The organism is Streptomyces sp. NPDC048211 (assembly GCF_043202315.1).
In the GTDB taxonomy this organism is placed as follows: domain Bacteria; phylum Actinomycetota; class Actinomycetes; order Streptomycetales; family Streptomycetaceae; genus Streptomyces.
Window position 1 is genome coordinate 1,244,304 of the sequence record NZ_JBIDAD010000001.1, and the last position, 17,302, is coordinate 1,261,605.

The following is a 17,302-nucleotide window of genomic DNA, read 5'->3' on the forward strand; positions in this document are numbered from 1 at the left end:
GATCCACTCATCCGACAGGAGTCAGACCAGCATGACCACCAAGGCCAAGCCCACCGACGACAGTTTCCATGTCTTCGACACCACGCTGCGCGACGGTGCCCAGCGTGAAGGCATCAACCTGACGGTCGCGGACAAGCTGACCATCGCCCGGCACCTGGACGATTTCGGCGTCGGTTTCATCGAGGGCGGCTGGCCGGGAGCCAACCCCCGCGACACCGAGTTCTTCGCCCGTGCGCGCCAGGAGATCGACTTCAGGAACGCCGAACTCGTCGCCTTCGGCGCGACCCGCCGGGCCGGCGGCAAGGCGGCCGAGGACCCGCAGGTCAAGGCGCTGCTGGAGTCGGGCGCCCCGGTGATCACCCTGGTCGCCAAGTCGCACGACCGCCATGTGGAACTCGCCCTGCGCACCACCCTGGAGGAGAACCTGGAGATGGTGCGCGACACCGTCTCCCACCTGGTGGGCCAGGGCCGCCGGGTCTTCGTCGACTGCGAGCACTTCTTCGACGGATACCGCGCCAACGCCGAGTACGCCAAGTCCGTCGTCAAGGCCGCGTCCGAGGCCGGCGCCGACGTAGTGATCCTCTGCGACACCAACGGCGGGATGCTGCCGGCCCAGGTCCAGGCCGTCGTCGCCACCGTCCTGGCCGACACCGGCGCCCGCCTCGGCATCCACGCCCAGGACGACACCGGCTGCGCCGTCGCCAACACCCTGGCCGCCGTCGACGCGGGCGCCACGCACGTCCAGTGCACCGCCAACGGCTACGGCGAGCGGGTCGGCAACGCCAACCTGTTCCCCGTCGTCGCCGCGCTGGAGCTCAAGTACGGCAAGACCGTCCTGCCCGAGGGCGCGCTCGCCGACATGACCCGCATCTCGCACGCCATCGCCGAGGTCGTCAACCTCACGCCCTCCACCCACCAGCCCTACGTCGGCGTCTCGGCCTTCGCGCACAAGGCCGGACTGCACGCCTCCGCGATCAAGGTCGACCCCGACCTCTACCAGCACATCGACCCCACGCTGGTCGGCAACACCATGCGGATGCTCGTCTCCGACATGGCGGGCCGCGCCTCCATCGAGCTCAAGAGCCAGGAGCTCGGCGTCGACCTCGGCGGCGACCGCGAGCTCATCGGCCGGGTCGTCGAGCGGGTCAAGGAGCGCGAACTCGGCGGCTACACCTACGAGGCGGCCGACGCCTCGTTCGAACTGCTGCTGCGCGCCGAGGCCGAGGGCCGGGTACGCCGGTACTTCCGCATCGAGTCCTGGCGCGCGATCGTCGAGGACCGCCCCGACGGCACCCACGCCAACGAGGCGACCGTGAAGCTGTGGGCCAAGGGCGAGCGCATCGTCGCCACCGCCGAGGGCAACGGCCCGGTCAACGCGCTCGACCGGGCCCTGCGCGTCGCCCTGGAACGGATCTACCCGCAGCTCGCCAAGCTGGAGCTGGTGGACTACAAGGTCCGCATCCTGGAGGGCCGCACCGGAACGGACTCCACCACCCGGGTCCTGATCACGACCGGTGACGGCACCGCCGACTGGTCGACGGTGGGCGTCGCCGAGAACATCATCGCCGCGTCCTGGCAGGCCCTGGAGGACGCGTACACCTTCGGGCTGCTGCGCGCCGGGATCGAGCCGACGGAGTAGGGCGGGCGCACGACGGCCGCGGACCGGGACCCGGTCCGCGGCCGCCGTGCACGCGTCGGCTACCCGAGGTGCCACTTCTGGTTGGCCGCCCCCGTGCACGTCCAGATCTGGGTGCGGGCCCCGTTCGCCGTCGACTGGTCGGTCACGTCCAGGCACTTGTCCGCGGCCGTGTTCACGACGTCGCCCGTTGAAGCGTTGTACGTCCAGCGCTGCGCCGCCGAGCCGTTGCAGGTGTACAGCTGGACCTTCGCGCCGTTCGCCGTCGAGCCCGAGGTCACGTCCAGGCAGGCACCGAGCGTACGGATGGAGCCGTCGGCCTGGACCGTCCAGCGCTGGTTGGCGCCGCCCGTGCAGTCCCAGAGCTGGGCGGGCGTGCCGTCGGCGCCGGTGTTGCCCGTCGCGTCCAGGCACTTGCCGCCGGGGCCGGACAGGGCTCCCGAGGCGGCCTGTGCGCCCGACTGCGTCCCGGACCAGGTGAAGGTCGCCGATGTGCGGGCCGGCAGGGAGTAAGTGAACTTGCTGCCGCCCCAGTTGACGGTCAGCTGCTGGGCGGAGCCGCCGCCGTTGTACGCGATCAGCGCCTTCGAGCCGTCCGGGTTGCGCCAGGCGACGTTGGGCACGGTGGAGCTGCCCGTGGAGGAGATCCGGGAGGCTCCCGGGCGGACGAACTTGGTCAGGTGCCCCATGGTGTAGTACTCGATGTTGTAGTCGACCTGGCCGCTCCTGCCGTCCCCGTTGTGCACGGTGATCAGCCCGTCGCAGGTGCCGCAGCCACCGTTGTGCGGGCCGCGGTTCTGGTCCACGGCCAGGGACCACTTGGTCACCGACTTCGCCCAGTTGCGGGTGTAATCGATGATGTTCATCATGTCTTCGCGCTGCTGGTCGGCGATCCAGGTGCCGCCCGAGTGCTCGGTCTGGAACGCGTCCATCGTCGGGTACTGGTTGTGCACCGTCGTCTGCTTGGCGATGTCACCGCCGTACCCGTGCCACGCGACCCCGCCGAAGTTGGGGTGGTTGCGCACGGCCGCGTCGTCCACGGTGGCCGCGGCGTACGCGTCGTAGGTGTCCCAGTTCCAGTCGTGCGCCAGCACCTTGGTGGCCAGGCCCGCGGAGGCCAGCTTCGGCAGCAGCTCGCTCTTGGTGAAGTAGGCGAGCCCGGAGCCGTTCCAGCTCATCGAGGGATAGCCGCCGCAGCACGTCGGCTCGTTCTGCGCGGTGACGTAGTCGACCGGCACGCCCTGGTCCCGGTAGGCCCGGAGGTACTTCACGAAGTAGTCGGCGTAGGCGCCGTAGTTCTCCGCCTTCAGCCAGCCGCCGTTCAGCTGCCCGCTGTCCTTCATCCACGCCGGCGCGGTCCACGGGGAAGCCACCGTCGTCAGGGCCGGGTTGAGCTGCCTGGCCTGTTTCGTCAGGGGCAGCACATCCTCCAGATCGTGTGCGATCGAGAAGTTCGCGAGGGACGGGTCGCTCTGGCCGGCGGGCATGTCGTCGTACGTGTAGCCGTACCGCGCCAGGTCCGAGCCGCCCATCGGATTGCGTACGAACGACAGCCCGATGCCCTCCGTGGGGGAGAAGAGCTTCTTCATCGTGGCGTCCCGGGTCGCCTGGCTCAGCGCCCCGCTGCTCTTCATCAGGTACGCCGCCGTGTCGGTGAACGAGGCGCCGCCGCCGGTGAAGGTCTGGTAGCGGGTGTTCTCGTCGACCGTGATGTTCGTACCGCCGCCCCCGTTGCCGGCACCGAACGCGACCGGGGTCTGCGCCTCCAGGCCCCGGGTGACATGACGGCCACCGGAGTCATCGGTGGTGGTCAGGGCGATGTTCACCGTCTCGCCCGCGGCCTGCGCGGTACCGGACGAGAGCCCGGTGAGGCCGGCGGTGGCGAGCACGGCGGCGAGCAGCGCCCTGGTCGCCCTTCCTGATCGGATCATGGCTGATGCCTTCCTCGGCGGGAGCGTGGGGGACGTGCCGTCGGACGACACGGGAGTGAACTGCTCTTACGTGCCCACGTCAAGAGGAAGCGCGTTCAGGACTTGAACACAAGCGCCTTTCCAGCTGCTCGGAAGATGGGTACGGACCAATCTCGACGTGAAGTATTGACGGCTCTGTTCCAGCGGGGTTAACTCACGCCACCAACGCCGGTACCGGTTCCGGAACCGGTTGCGGTACCGGTTCCGCAGCCGGTCGTTCGCTCTGTCCTGTTGTGTCCTGGAGGCCCCCGATGCGTGTCACCATCGCTGATGTCGCCCGCGAGGCCGGCGTCAGCAAGACGACCGTCTCCCGGGTCATCAACACCAAGGGCGAAGTGGACGGTTCGACGGCAGCCCGTGTTCGTGAAGTGATTGCACAGCTCGGTTACGTACCCAGCTCGGGTGCCGTCGGCCTGGCCCGCGGCAGCAGCCGTACGGTCGGCATGCTGGTGCCCTCGCTGACCTGGCCGTGGATGGGCGAGGTGCTCCAGGGCGTCGTCGACACCGTCGAGGCCGCCGACTACGGGCTGCTGCTCTTCACCTGCAACCGCGGGGCCGAGTCCGTGGAGCGCTTCACCAGCCAGGTGTCGGCGCGCGCCTTCGACGGACTGGTCGTGGTGGAACCGGAGAACACCCTCGACCACCTCACCGCACTGCACCGAGACGGCCTGCCGATCGTGCTGATCGACGATCGCGGCCATCACCCCGAGTTCCCCTCCGTCGTGACCACCAACCACGAAGGAGGCGCGTCGGCCGCCCGCCATCTGCGGGCTGCCGGCCGCACCAGGCCCCTGGTCATCACCGGCCCGCAGGACTTCGGCTGCGTCCGCGACCGGCTGGAGGGATTCGTCTCCGTCCTGCCCACCGACCTCGTCGTCCGCGGAGACTTCACCGAGCGCTGCGGCCGGCTGGCCGTGGAACAGCTCATCGCCTCCGGCGTCGAGTTCGACTCGGTGTTCGCGCACAACGACATCACCGCGGCAGGCGTGCTGCGGGCGCTGCGCGCCGCGGGGCGGACCGTGCCCGGCGACATCGCGGTGGTCGGATTCGACGACATCCCGATGGCCGAGCACACCGAACCACCCCTGACCACCGTGCGCCAGCCCACCCGGCAGATGGGTGAGACGGCCGCACGGATGCTGCTCTCCCACCTCGGCGGCACGCCCGTACCCGACGCACCGGTCGTGCTGCCCACCGAACTGGTCGTGCGCCACTCGGCGCCCTAGCGGACAGGGCACCCCCAAGGCCCGCCACCGCACCCGCAACGCCCGCAACACAAACGCCCGTTCACCAGGCGCGTCGAGCGCTGCCCGTTTCCGGATCTCCCAGACCCGCCAGTCCCTCCTGGAGTCGTTATGTCCGCACGCCGTCACACGCTCAGAGCGGCCGCGCTCGCCACCGCGGTGGTCGCGCTCGCCGCCGGATGCTCGTCAGCCAACTCGAATCACAACAAGGGCGGTGGCAGCGGCGCTTCGGGTGTCCTGAACATCGGCAAGCCGGACGGCCCGCAGACGAACAACAGCAACCCGTTCCTGAACACCTCGGCGGGCGCCACCCTCGGCTACCGCTGGATGATCTACGAGCCGCTGGCGATGGTGAGCCAGATCCGGCCCGCCGACAAGGCCGACCCGTGGCTGGCGACCGACTGGAAGTGGGACCTCAACTTCACCAAGGTCACCTTCACCCTCGACTCCAGGGCGAAGTGGGCCGACGGCAAGCCCCTGACCGCCGAGGACGTGGCGTTCACCTTCAACCTGCTGAAGAAGCACCCGGCGCTCAACGCCGACGGCATCGCGTGGGGCGGCGTCGAGGTCAGGGACAAGAAGGTCGTCCTGACCTTCGATGACTCGCAGTACGTCAACCAGAACAAGATCATCCAGCAGTACATCGTGCCCAAGCACATCTGGGAGAAGGTCAAGAACCCTGAGACCTGGCCCAACCGCACGCCCGTCGGCTCGGGCCCGTACAAGCTGAAGACCTTCACCCCGCAGACCACCACACTGACCGCCACGCCGACCTACTGGAAGGGGTCGACGAAGGTCAAGGAGCTGCGCTACAGCACGTACAACGACAACAACGCCGCCACCACCGCGCTGGCCAGCGGCAAGCTCGAGTGGTCGTTCGTCTTCATGCCGGACTACAAGAAGCTGTTCATCGCCAAGGACCCGAAGAACCACAAGCTGTGGTTCCCCTCCGGCCTCGGCATCCACGGCCTGTGGTTCAACACCGCCCGCAAGCCGTTCGACAACCCGGCGCTGCGCAAGGCCATGGCGATGGTCGTCGACCGCAACGCGATCTACACCCAGGCCGAGGCGACGCTCTACCCGGAGATCACCAACCCCACCGGCATCCCGCTGCCGGCCGGTGAGTCCTTCATCTCCTCCGCCTACAAGAACGCCACCACCAAGCCCGACGTCGAGGGTGCCAAGAAGGTTCTGGAGGAGGCCGGCTTCACCCTCAGCGGCGGTGTCCTCAAGGACCCGAGCGGCAAGCCCGTGAAGCTCACCTTCACCGACCCGGCCGGCTGGAACGACTACATCACCGGCCTGTCGATCATCAAGGACAACATCAAGAAGATCGGCATCGAAGCCAAGGTCAAGACGCAGACCGCGGACGCCTGGGGCGCGGACGTCGCCAACGGCAACTTCGACGCCACGCTGCACTGGACCAACAGCGGCGCCACCCCGTACGACATGTACCAGAACATCATGGACGGCGCGCTGCTCCAGCCCATCGGCAAGCCCTCCCAGTCCGGCAACTTCGGCCGCTTCAAGAGCACCGAGGCGACCGAGGCGCTGAAGGACTTCGCCCAGTCCACCACGAACACCGCGCGCACCGCGGCGATGGACACCCTGCAGAAGATCATGGTCGAGCAGGCGCCGATGATCCCGACCGCGGCCGCGCCCGTCGGTGCGGAGTACTCCACGAAGAACTGGGTGGGCTGGCCCACCGAGGCCGACCCGTACGCCGACCCGCAGCACACCCAGCGCTCGTCGCTGGAGATCGTGCTGAAGCTCAAGCCCGCCAAGTAGGACGCAGGGATCCAGGTACCGGCCATGTCTGAACAGTTCGAAAAGAACCAAGTCGTGCTCGAAGCACGCGGAGTCACCAAGCACTTCGCCGTGCGGCGCACCGGCCGCGATCTCCTCGCGGGCAAGCGCCGTACCGTCCACGCCGTCGACGACGCCTCGCTGGAGCTGCGGCGCGGCACCGTCACGGCCCTGGTGGGGGAGTCGGGCTCCGGGAAGTCCACCGTCGCCAGACTGCTCGCGCAGCTGTATCCGCTCACCTCGGGCGAGATCCACCTGGGCGGGCAGCCGGTGAAGGCCGGACGTGGCCGGTCCTTCCGCAGTTACGTACGCCGGGTCCAGCTCATCTTCCAGGACCCGTTCGCCTCGCTGAACCCGGTGCACACCGTGCGCTACCACCTCACCCGGTCGCTGAAGATCCACGGCCGGGCGGGCAGCGGCGAGGCGGAGCTCGAAGAGAACCTGACCGCTCTGCTGAACCGTGTCCAGCTGACTCCTCCTCATCAGTATCTGGACAAGTTCCCGCACGAGCTGTCGGGAGGTCAGCGCCAGCGCGTGGCCATCGCCCGCGCGCTCGGCGCAGACCCCCAGGTCCTGCTGGCCGACGAACCCGTCTCGATGCTGGACGTCTCGATCCGGCTCGGGGTCCTGAACCTGCTCAAGGACCTCAAGGACCGCCTCCACCTCGCGATCCTCTACATCACCCACGACATCGCCTCCGCCCGCTACTTCGCGGACACCACGCTGGTGATGTACGCGGGCCGGATCGTCGAGGGCGGGGACAGCGAGACCGTCACCCAGCACCCCGCCCACCCCTACACCCAGCTGCTGATCGCCTCGGCGCCCGACCCGGACCGGGTGGTCGCGGGGGAGGAGCAGGAGGAGGCCGGCAGCGGCGAGCCGCCGTCGCTCATCGCCCCGCCGGCCGGCTGCCGCTTCCACCCCCGTTGCCCCAAGGCGATGGAGCGCTGCCGCACCGAGCTGCCGCCGCGCTTCGACCTGGCCGACGGCCAGTGGGCCGCCTGCTGGCTGTACGAGGGAACCGGCACAGCCCCCACCGACGACCACGAGAAGGAGGCTGCGAAGTGAAGTTTCTGCTGCAACGGCTCGCCTTCTACCTGGTCACGGCCTGGGCCGCCATCACGATCAACTTCCTCATCCCGCGCATGATGCCCGGTGACCCCGTCCAGTCGCTCATCGCCCGCTTCCAGGGCCAGCTGGACACCAGCGCCATCGCCTCGCTGAAGGCCCTGTTCGGCCTCGACAAGAAGCAGTCGATCTGGGAGCAGTACACCGACTACTGGTCGCACCTGTTCCACGGCGACCTCGGGCTCTCCTTCACCTTCTTCCCCACCCCGGTGAGCGAGGTCATCGCCCAGTCGCTGCCGTGGACGCTCGCGCTCGTCGGCATCACCACACTGATCAGCTTCGTGCTCGGCACCGGCATCGGGGTCTTCACCGGCTGGCGGCGCGGCTCCTGGATGGACAGCCTGCTGCCCGTCACCACGTTCATCTCCGCCATCCCGTACTTCTGGCTCGGGCTCATCGCGATCTCGCTGTTCGCCGTGAAGTGGCCGCTCTTCCCGGCCGACGGTGGCTACGACAACTCGCTGGTGCCCGCCTTCGACTGGCCGTTCATCTCCAGCGCGCTCTACCACGGGGTGCTGCCCGGCCTCACGATCGTGCTCAGCGCGGTGGCCGGCTGGATCCTCGGCATGCGCAACATGATGGTGACGGTGTCCAGCGAGGACTACGTGATGGTCGCCCAGGCCAAGGGGCTCTCCGAGCGCCGGGTGATGTTCGGCTACGCGGCACGCAACGCGATCCTGCCCAACATCTCCGGCTTCGCCCTCTCCCTCGGCTTCATCGTCGGCGGCACGCTCCTGGTGGAGATGGTCTTCTCCTACCCGGGCATCGGCTACCAGCTCTTCCAGGGCGTGGGCGCCAAGGACTACCCCCTCATGCAGGGCGTCTTCCTGATCATCACGCTCTCCGTCCTCGCGGCGAACCTCCTCGCCGACGTGCTCTACATGCTCCTCGACCCCCGTACCCGAAGGGAGGCGTAGGGCCCATGGCCGTCACCGCCACCGAGGTCGCCGTCCTCGACGCGACCGAGACCCCGGCAGCGAGCAAGCGCAAGTTCCGTTTCCTGCGCGGCCGCAAGACCGTCATCGGACTCGGCATCCTGCTCTTCTTCGTGCTGATCGCCGTCATCGGACCGTGGATCGCCCCGTACGACCCCGACACGATGAGCAACGAACTGCTCCAGCCGCCGTCCGGCTCCCACTGGTTCGGCACCACGCAGACCGGCCAGGACGTGCTCTCGCAGATCCTCGTCGGCACCCGCGGCGTCCTCGTCGTCGGCTTCATCGCCGGGATCATCGCCACGATCCTGTCCGTGCTGATCGGCGTCAGCGCCGGCTTCCTCGGCGGCACCGCCGACGAAGTGCTCTCGCTGCTGTCCAACGTCTTCCTGGTCATCCCCGGACTGCCGCTGATCATCATCATCGCCAGCTTCGTGTCCGACACCGGCGACCTGCTGATCGCCTTCGTCATCGCCGTGACCTCATGGGCCTGGGGCGCCCGGGTGCTGCGCGCCCAGACGCTGTCGCTGCGCCGCCGCGACTACGTCGAGGCGGCCCGCGCCACCGGCGAGTCCACCTGGCGGATCATCTTCTTCGAGGTGATGCCCAACCTGACCGCCGTCATCGCCTCCGGCTTCGTCGGCACCGTCATCTTCGCGATCCTCTCCGAGATCACGCTCGCCTTCATCGGCGTCGCCGACATCTCCAACTGGAACTGGGGGACCGTCCTGTTCTGGGCGCAGTCCAACCAGGCCCTCGCCCAGGGCGCGTGGTGGTGGTTCGTCCCGGCCGGGCTCTGCATCGCCCTGCTCGGCATGTCGCTCGCCCTCATCAACTTCGGCATCGACGAGTTCGTCAACCCGCGTCTGCGCACCGAGACCGGCGGCTCCCGGAAGGTCCGCATGCGCGTCGGCTTCACCCCCGTGGCCCGTACCGGCACGTCCAAGAAGGAGCCCCGCTCATGAGCGAGCCCGTCCTCACCATCAGCGGCCTCAACGTGGACTACGGGACCGGCGCGGCCGCCGTGCACGCGCTGCGCGACATCGACCTCACCCTGCACCGCGGCGAAGTCCTCGGCCTGGCAGGCGAGTCGGGCTCCGGCAAGTCCACCCTGGCCTACGCCGTCACCCGGCTGCTCTCGCCGCCCGGTGTGATCACCGGCGGCGAGGTGCACTACCACCAGCGCGACGGCGAGGCCCTCGACCTGCTGACCCTGTCGGCCGCCGAGCTGAGGGCCTTCCGCTGGTCGGAGCTGTCGATCGTCTTCCAGGGCGCGATGAACTCCCTCAACCCGGTGCACACGGTCCACAGCCAGCTCACCGACGTACTCCAGGCACACCGACCGGAGATGAAGAAGAGCGAACGCACCGCGCGGGCGCAGGAACTGCTCAGCCTGGTCGGCATCTCCGCCGACCGGCTCGGCGCCTACCCGCACCAGCTCTCCGGCGGCATGCGCCAGCGCGTGATGATCGCGATGGCCCTCGCGCTGGAGCCCGAGATCGTCATCATGGACGAGCCCACGACGGCGCTCGACGTCGTCATGCAGCGCCAGATCCTGCGCCAGCTGGTCAGGCTCCGCGAGGAGCTCGGCTTCTCCGTCGTCTTCATCACGCACGACATCTCCCTCCTCATCGAGTTCTCCGACCGGATCGCGATCATGTACGGCGGACGGATCGTCGAGGAGGCCGGCGCGTCCGACATCTACCGCGACCCCCGCCACCCCTACAGCGACGGACTGCTGCACTCCTTCCCCGCGCTCCACGGCCCCCGCCGCGAGCTCAGCGGCATCCCCGGCTCGCCCCCGCACCTGTCCGCGATGCCGGCCGGCTGCGCCTTCCACCCCCGCTGCGCCAAGAAGGTCGCGGGCTGCGACACCCACGTCCCGGTGCTCGCCGCACCGGGCGGGGACGGCTCCCGCTCCGTGGCCTGCTGGCTGCACCAGGAAGCCCCGGCCCCCGCGGTCGCCCGCCCGTAGCGACCTACGCACCGCACACCACAGGAGAACCATGAACCTCGTCACCCCTCAGGCATACGCCCGCGAGATCGCCGCCCAGGCCGTGCCCGGTCTGCCCGCCGACTTCCGCTGGGGCGTCGCCACAGCCGCCTACCAGATCGAGGGAGCGGCGGCCGAGGACGGCAGAACGCCGTCGATCTGGGACACGTACTGCAGGGTGCCGGGCATGGTCGTCCGCGGCGAGAACGGCGACGTGGCCTGTGACCACTACCACCGGATGCCCGAGGACGTCTCGCTGATCGCCGACCTGGGCGTCGACACATACCGCTTCTCCCTGGCCTGGCCCCGCATCCAGCCCGGCGGCCGCGGCCCCGCAAACGCGAAGGGCCTGGACTTCTACAAGCGCCTGGTCGACGAGCTGGAGGCCAAGGGCGTCACCCCGTGGATCACGCTCTACCACTGGGACCTGCCGCAGGAGCTGGAGGACGCCGGCGGCTGGCCGGCCCGCGACACCGCCTACCGCTTCGCCGAGTACGCCGCCCTCGCCTACGACGCGCTGGGCGACCGGGTGAAGCACTGGACCACGCTGAACGAGCCGTGGTGCTCGGCGATGCTCGGTTACGCGTACGGCAACCAGGCCCCCGGCCGGAAGAACTTCGGCGAGGCGATCCACGCCGTCCACCACCTCCTGCTCGGCCACGGCCTCGCCTCGCAGTACCTGCGGGAACAGTCCGCGGCCCGCGGCAACGAGCTGGAACTCGGCATCACCCTCAACCTCGGCACCGCCACCCCCGAGACGGACAGCCACGAGGACGCCGAGGCCGCCCGCCGCGCCGACGGGCTCGGCGCCCGGCTCTACCTCGACCCCGTCGTCAAGGGCGCCTACCCCGAGGACATCGTCACCGACCTCGCCGCCCAGGGCATCGAACTCCCCGTCCAGGACGGCGACCTGGAGATCATCTCCACCCCGCTGGACGTCCTCGGCGTCAACTTCTACCGCGGCACGCTGTTCTCCGGCGTGACCGAGAACGGTGCGACGGCCGACGCCGAAGGACTGCCCGTCACCCGGGTCGTGGAGCGTGACCTGCCCCGTACCGCCATGGACTGGGAGATCACCCCCACCGCCCTCACCGACCTGCTCGTCCGTCTGGAGAAGGACTACGGACTCCCGACGGTCATCACCGAGAACGGCGCCGCCTTCGACGACACCGTCTCCGCGGACGGTGGGATCCACGACGCCGACCGCACCACCTATCTCGCCGACCACATCGCCGCCGTCGCCGCCGCCCGCGCACAAGGGGCCGACGTCCGGGGGTACTTCGCCTGGTCGCTGATGGACAACTTCGAGTGGTCCTACGGCTACGACAAGCGATTCGGCATCGTCCGCGTCGACTACGACACACAGGTGCGGACGCTCAAGGACAGCGCCAAGTGGTATCGCGACACCATCCGCCTCACCCGCAACGCGTAGCTGCGCCCGCGCGCGCAGCCGCGCCTCCACGGATACGAACGGGAGCCCCACCGTGCCCTCTCGTACGACTCTGGCAGCCACCACCGCCGCTCTGATCGCCCTCGCCGCCCCCATGGCCTTCGCCGCCCCGGCCCCGGCCCCACGGCCGGCGGCGCAGGCCGCGGCCTGGGACACCGACCGGGCGGCCGCCGCCTACACCGCCGACCCCGGCGCCGTCACCGCGTCCGGCAGCGAGAACGGCGCCACCGGACCCGGGGGCGCCGCCGACGGCAACGGCACCACCCGATGGGCGAGCAACTTCGCCGACGACGCCTGGATCCGGGTCGACCTCGGCTCCACCCTCCGGATCAGCCAGGTCACCCTGGACTGGGAGGCCGCCTACGGCAAGAAGTACGTCCTGGAGGTGTCGAAGAACGGCACCGACTGGACCACCTTCTACACCGAGGACGACGGCACCGGCGGCAGCGTCACCGCGCACACCTACCCGCAGGAGGTCACCGGCCGCTACGTCCGGATGCGCGGCATCCAGCGCGCCACCGCCTGGGGCTACTCCCTCTACTCCTTCAAGGTGTACGGAGGGGAGCAGGCCCCCGCCTCCACGACCCGCACCAACCTCGCCCTGAACCACCCCGCGTACGGCGACCTCTACCAGCACGCGGGCAACTCTCCGGCGTACGTCACCGACGGCGGCTGGCCGGCCGACCTCAAGGCGGACCAGTCGCGCTGGTCGAGCGACTGGAACGCGAACCGCTGGGTCGGCGTCGACCTCGGCGCCACCTCCACCATCTCCACCGTCGACCTGTACTGGGAGGCGGCGTACGCCGTCGACTACCGGATCCAGGTCTCCGACGACAACCGCACCTGGCGCACCGTCTACCAGCCCTCCGCCGCCGACGTCGCCGCCCGCCGCGCCGATGTGAAGGCGCCGGGCGAGGCCGCCGGACGCCACGACACCGTCAACCTGCCCACCCCGGCGACCGGCCGCTACGTCCGGATGCTCGGCGTGGAACGCCGCTCGTTCTACAACCCGGCACCGTCCACCGCCCAGTTCGGCTACTCCCTCTACGAGTTCCAGGTATGGGGCACCGGCGGCAGCGCCAACGCCGCCTACCCGGCCCTGCCCAAGAACCCGGGCGGTGCGTACAGCACCACGTTCTTCGACGACTTCACCGGCTCGGGCCTGGACCGCTCCAAGTGGCGCGTGGTGCGCACGGGGACGGAGATGGGCCCCGTCAACGGCGAGTCACAGGCCTACGTCGACTCGACGGACAACATCCGCACCGAGAACGGCGCCCTCGTCCTGAAGGCGAAGTACTGCAAGGGCTGCACCCCCACACCCAACGGCACCTTCGACTTCACCTCCGGCCGGATCGACACCAACACCAAGTTCGACTTCACCTACGGCAAGGTCAGCGCCCGTATGAAGCTGCCGGTCGGCGACGGCTTCTGGCCCGCCTTCTGGATGCTCGGCAGCAACGTGGACGACCCCTCCGTCTCGTGGCCCGGCTCGGGCGAGACGGACATCATGGAGAACATCGGCTACGGCGACTGGACCAGCTCGGCCCTGCACGGCCCCGGCTACTCGGCCGACGGCAACATCGGCAAGCAGCAGACCTACCCGAACGGCGGCCGTGCCGACGCCTGGCACACCTACGGCGTCGAGTGGACGCCCGAGGGCATGACGTTCACCGTCGACGACCGGGTCGTCCAGACGACCTCGCGCCAGAAGCTGGAATCCACCCGCGGTCAGTGGGTCTTCGACCACAACCAGTACGTGATCCTCAACCTGGCCCTCGGCGGGGCGTATCCCGCCGGCTGGAACAAGGTCACCACGCCCTACTGGGGCCTTCCGCAGTCCAGCGTCGACCGCGTCGCCCAGGGCGGCGTCCAGGCGGAGATCGACTGGGTCCGCGTCGAGCAGAAGAAGTAACAGGCCCCGCACCCCAGGGCCCCATCCGGACCACCACCCCCCGCACTCCGGTCACACCCGCACCCCGCGCGCGGCACGGCATCCGCACCCCGCTGTGCCGCGCGCGGTCACCGCACCGAGGAGCCGCACATGCCACCACGCACCCGTCACCGGGCGAGACCCGCGACGGCCGCACTGGCCGCCGCCACCGTCCTGGCCGGCCTGCTCGCCGGGGCCGTCCCCAGCGCGGCGGCGCCCGCCGCGGCGGACGAACCGGCACCCGTCGCCGTCGACCGGTTCGAGGGCGAGGTCCCCTTCGCGAACCAGCCCGCCGAGGGCATCTTCACCTGGGGCGGCGACGCCGACGACCCGCCCACCCTGGCGCTGAAGGAGCGCGCGGACGCCCCCGAGGGCGCCAAGGTCCTCGAAGGCACCTTCGACATCAGCGGTTACGGCGGCCTCAGCCACGACTACGCCGCCGACCAGCCCGCCCACGACTGGTCCGCCCACAAGGGCATCCGGTTCTGGTGGTACGGACAGAACACCGCGCCCCTGCCGCCGGGTTCGGGCAAGAAGATCAGCTTCGAGATCAAGGACGGCGGCGCCAACGGCGAGGCCTCCGAGCTCTGGACCACCTCCTTCACCGACGACTGGGAGGGCTGGCACCAGGTCGAGATCCCGTTCGCCGACTTCACCTACCGCGGCGACTACCAGCCCGTCGGAGGGATCGACCAGGTCCTCGGCCTGAACGAGATGTGGGGCTACGCCCTCACCCTGCCGCCCGGGGCTCCCGGCAAGTTCGCCATGGACGGTGTGGAGCTGTACGGCAAGGCCGACGCCGCGCTGAAGGCGAGCGTCGTCACCGACGCGGCCGTGCACCCCGTCAAGCAGGGCGAGACCGCCGGCATCGACCTCTCCGTCGCCACCACCGGATCGCTCCCGCTGGACGAGCCCGTCACCGTCGCGTACGAGACCAAGGGCGGCAGCGCCGCATCCGGCACCGACTACGCGCCGGTCAGCGGTACGTACACCTTCCCTGCGGGTACCGCGTCCGGCACCACGCACCGGGTCTCCGTCACCACGAAGAAGATCACCGGCGCCGCCTCCGCGAAGACGGTCCCGCTCGAACTCACCGTCACCGGCGCCAGGCCGCCGAAGGAGAACCCGCAGGTCGTCATCGACGCCCACGGGCTGCCCTACCAGAACGCGAAGCTGCCCGTGAAGCAGCGCGTCGCCGACCTGCTCGCCCGGATGTCGCCCGCCGAGAAGGCCGGCCAGATGACGCAGGCCGAGCGCAACGCGCTCTCCTCGCAGGGCGACATCGCCACGTACGACCTCGGCTCGCTGCTCTCCGGCGGCGGCTCCGTACCCACGCCCAACACCCCCGCGGCGTGGGCGAAGATGGTCGACTCCTACCAGCTGCGCGCCCAGGCGACCCGCTTCCAGATCCCGCTGATCTACGGCGTGGACGCGGTGCACGGCCACAACAACGTGATCGGCTCGACGATCATGCCGCACAACGTCGGCCTCGGCGCGACCCGCGACCCGAAGACCGTCGAGAAGACCGGCGCCGTCACAGCCAACGAGGTGCGCGCCACCGGCATCCCGTGGGACTTCGCCCCCTGCCTCTGCGTCTCGCGCGACGACCGCTGGGGCCGCGCCTACGAGGCGTACGGCGAGGACCCGGCACTCGTCGAGTCCCTGGAGACGGTGATCCAGGGCATGCAGGGAGCGGCCTCCGGCAAGGACCTGGACCGCAACGACAAGGTGCTGGCCACCGCCAAGCACTACGTGGGCGACGGAGGTACGGAGTACGGCTCCTCCACCACCGGTTCGTACCCCATCGACCAGGGCGTCACCAAGGTCACCCGGCAGGAGCTCGAAGCCGTCCACCTCGCCCCGTTCGACGAGGCCGTCAAGCGCGGGGTCGGCACGGTCATGCCGTCGTACTCCTCGCTCGACATCCTCGGGGACGACGAGGGCCCGGTGAAGATGCACGCCAACGCCGCGATGATCAACGGCGTGCTCAAGGACCGGATGGGCTTCGACGGCTTCGTCATCAGCGACTGGCAGGCGATCGACCAGATCCCCGGCGACTACGCGAGCGACGTCCGCACCTCGGTCAACGCCGGTCTCGACATGATCATGGTCCCGACGGCGTACAAGGACTTCACGAAGACGCTCCAGGACGAGGTCACCGCGGGCCGCATCGCCCAGGCCCGGATCGATGACGCGGTCTCCCGCATCCTCACGCAGAAGTTCAGGCTGGGCCTGTTCGAGAAGCCCTACGCCGACACGTCCAACCTCGACAAGGTCGGCTCGGCCGAGCACCGCGCCGTGGCCCGTGAGGCCGCGGCCGAGTCCCAGGTGCTGCTGAAGAACGACGGCGGCGTGCTGCCGCTGAAGTCCACGCAGAAGGTGTACGTCGCCGGCTCCAACGCCGACGACATCGGCAACCAGGCCGGCGGCTGGACCGTCAGCTGGCAGGGCTCGTCCGGCAACATCACTCCGGGCACCACGATCCTGTCGGCCATGAAGAAGGACGCCGCCTCGGTCACGTACTCCAAGGACGCGTCGGCGGCCACGGACGGTTACGACGTCGGTGTCGTGGTCGTCGGCGAGACCCCGTACGCGGAAGGCGTCGGCGACGTCGGCAACGGCCACGACCTGGAGCTGTCCGCCGCCGACAAGGCCGCGGTCGACAAGGTCTGCGCCGCGATGAAGTGCGCCGTCCTGGTCGTCTCGGGCCGCCCGCAGCTCATCGGCGACCGGCTCGACGGCATCGACGCCCTGGTGGCCTCCTGGCTGCCGGGCACCGAGGGCGACGGCGTGGCCGACGTGCTCTTCGGCAAGCGCGCCTTCACCGGGCAGCTTCCGGTGACCTGGCCGAAGTCCGAGGCGCAGCTGCCGATCAACGTGGGCGACGCGGCGTACGACCCGCAGTTCCCGTACGGCTGGGGCCTCACCACCCTGAAGAAGCCCCCGGCCGGCGGCGAGCTCACGCTCGGCGCACTCGCGCTGGCCGCCCAGGTCGCGGAGAAGACCGGCCTCGGCCGGACCGACGTGGGCCGGACCATCGTCGGCCAGGCCCGGCTGCTGGTCCAGCAGAAGATCGGCGGGAAGGTGACGGAAGCGGTGTCCAAGCCGTTCGCCGACGCCGACCACCTGCTGCTCACCGGTGACCTGACCGGCGCGGTGGCGAAGCTGCGGGCGGCGTACCGGGCCGCCTGAGCCGGTGCGGGCGGGCGG

General features: G+C 69.7%; 11 protein-coding genes. 10 read left to right on the forward strand and 1 reads right to left on the reverse strand.

Annotated features, from left to right (window positions below):
- Positions 1 to 31: 31 nt before the first annotated feature.
- Positions 32 to 1,639, forward strand: a complete 1,608-nt coding sequence (gene cimA, locus ACGFZA_RS05695; RefSeq protein ID WP_385284046.1) for a citramalate synthase — start codon at positions 32 to 34, stop codon at positions 1,637 to 1,639.
- 59 nt (positions 1,640 to 1,698) lie between these two features.
- Here the strand turns inward: cimA and ACGFZA_RS05700 are convergent, their stop codons facing one another.
- Entirely contained in the window at positions 1,699 to 3,567 is a 1,869-nt protein-coding gene (locus ACGFZA_RS05700; RefSeq protein WP_385284043.1) for a lectin, read from the reverse strand.
- A gap of 290 nt (positions 3,568 to 3,857) precedes the next feature.
- Between ACGFZA_RS05700 and ACGFZA_RS05705 the strand changes: the two genes are divergently transcribed.
- From ACGFZA_RS05705 to ACGFZA_RS05745, 9 genes are all read left to right on the forward strand, one after another.
- Positions 3,858 to 4,832: a LacI family DNA-binding transcriptional regulator gene (locus tag ACGFZA_RS05705; RefSeq protein WP_385284040.1), complete on the forward strand. Its 975-nt coding sequence runs from the start codon at positions 3,858 to 3,860 to the stop codon at positions 4,830 to 4,832.
- A gap of 129 nt (positions 4,833 to 4,961) precedes the next feature.
- The gene (locus tag ACGFZA_RS05710) at positions 4,962 to 6,638 is read left to right on the forward strand and encodes an ABC transporter substrate-binding protein (RefSeq protein ID WP_385284037.1); all 1,677 of its coding nucleotides are present in this window, start codon (positions 4,962 to 4,964) and stop codon (positions 6,636 to 6,638) included.
- A 24-nt stretch (positions 6,639 to 6,662) separates the two neighbouring features.
- Complete coding sequence (locus ACGFZA_RS05715; RefSeq protein WP_385284034.1) at positions 6,663 to 7,724, forward strand: ABC transporter ATP-binding protein; 1,062 nt, start codon at positions 6,663 to 6,665, stop codon at positions 7,722 to 7,724.
- Positions 7,721 to 8,701, forward strand: coding sequence for an ABC transporter permease (locus ACGFZA_RS05720; protein ID WP_385284031.1), 981 nt, complete (start codon positions 7,721 to 7,723; stop codon positions 8,699 to 8,701). Before ACGFZA_RS05715 ends, ACGFZA_RS05720 begins: the two co-directional genes overlap by 4 nt.
- Before the next feature lie 5 nt (positions 8,702 to 8,706).
- The gene (locus ACGFZA_RS05725) at positions 8,707 to 9,684 is read left to right on the forward strand and encodes an ABC transporter permease (protein WP_385284028.1); all 978 of its coding nucleotides are present in this window, start codon (positions 8,707 to 8,709) and stop codon (positions 9,682 to 9,684) included.
- The gene (locus ACGFZA_RS05730; protein WP_393677334.1) at positions 9,681 to 10,694 is read left to right on the forward strand and encodes an ABC transporter ATP-binding protein; all 1,014 of its coding nucleotides are present in this window, start codon (positions 9,681 to 9,683) and stop codon (positions 10,692 to 10,694) included. Before ACGFZA_RS05725 ends, ACGFZA_RS05730 begins: the two co-directional genes overlap by 4 nt.
- A gap of 31 nt (positions 10,695 to 10,725) precedes the next feature.
- On the forward strand, positions 10,726 to 12,144 hold the full coding sequence (locus tag ACGFZA_RS05735; RefSeq protein WP_393677336.1) for a GH1 family beta-glucosidase: 1,419 nt from the start codon (positions 10,726 to 10,728) through the stop codon (positions 12,142 to 12,144).
- A gap of 52 nt (positions 12,145 to 12,196) precedes the next feature.
- Positions 12,197 to 14,074: a discoidin domain-containing protein gene (locus tag ACGFZA_RS05740; RefSeq protein WP_385284020.1), complete on the forward strand. Its 1,878-nt coding sequence runs from the start codon at positions 12,197 to 12,199 to the stop codon at positions 14,072 to 14,074.
- Positions 14,075 to 14,203: 129 nt separating this feature from the next.
- Positions 14,204 to 17,284, forward strand: coding sequence for a glycoside hydrolase family 3 N-terminal domain-containing protein (locus ACGFZA_RS05745; RefSeq protein ID WP_393677339.1), 3,081 nt, complete (start codon positions 14,204 to 14,206; stop codon positions 17,282 to 17,284).
- The last annotated feature ends 18 nt before the right edge of the window (positions 17,285 to 17,302 follow it).

What these genes read in the sequence shown, in the direction of transcription:
- cimA (WP_385284046.1), top strand. Translation starts at nt 32, where the DNA reads ATGACCACCAAGGCCAAGCCCACCGACGACAGTTTCCATGTCTTCGAC.
- ACGFZA_RS05700 (WP_385284043.1), bottom strand. Translation starts at nt 3,567, where the DNA reads ATGATCCGATCAGGAAGGGCGACCAGGGCGCTGCTCGCCGCCGTGCTC.
- ACGFZA_RS05705 (WP_385284040.1), top strand. Translation starts at nt 3,858, where the DNA reads ATGCGTGTCACCATCGCTGATGTCGCCCGCGAGGCCGGCGTCAGCAAG.
- ACGFZA_RS05710 (WP_385284037.1), top strand. Translation starts at nt 4,962, where the DNA reads ATGTCCGCACGCCGTCACACGCTCAGAGCGGCCGCGCTCGCCACCGCG.
- ACGFZA_RS05715 (WP_385284034.1), top strand. Translation starts at nt 6,663, where the DNA reads ATGTCTGAACAGTTCGAAAAGAACCAAGTCGTGCTCGAAGCACGCGGA.
- ACGFZA_RS05725 (WP_385284028.1), top strand. Translation starts at nt 8,707, where the DNA reads ATGGCCGTCACCGCCACCGAGGTCGCCGTCCTCGACGCGACCGAGACC.
- ACGFZA_RS05730 (WP_393677334.1), top strand. Translation starts at nt 9,681, where the DNA reads ATGAGCGAGCCCGTCCTCACCATCAGCGGCCTCAACGTGGACTACGGG.
- ACGFZA_RS05735 (WP_393677336.1), top strand. Translation starts at nt 10,726, where the DNA reads ATGAACCTCGTCACCCCTCAGGCATACGCCCGCGAGATCGCCGCCCAG.
- ACGFZA_RS05745 (WP_393677339.1), top strand. Translation starts at nt 14,204, where the DNA reads ATGCCACCACGCACCCGTCACCGGGCGAGACCCGCGACGGCCGCACTG.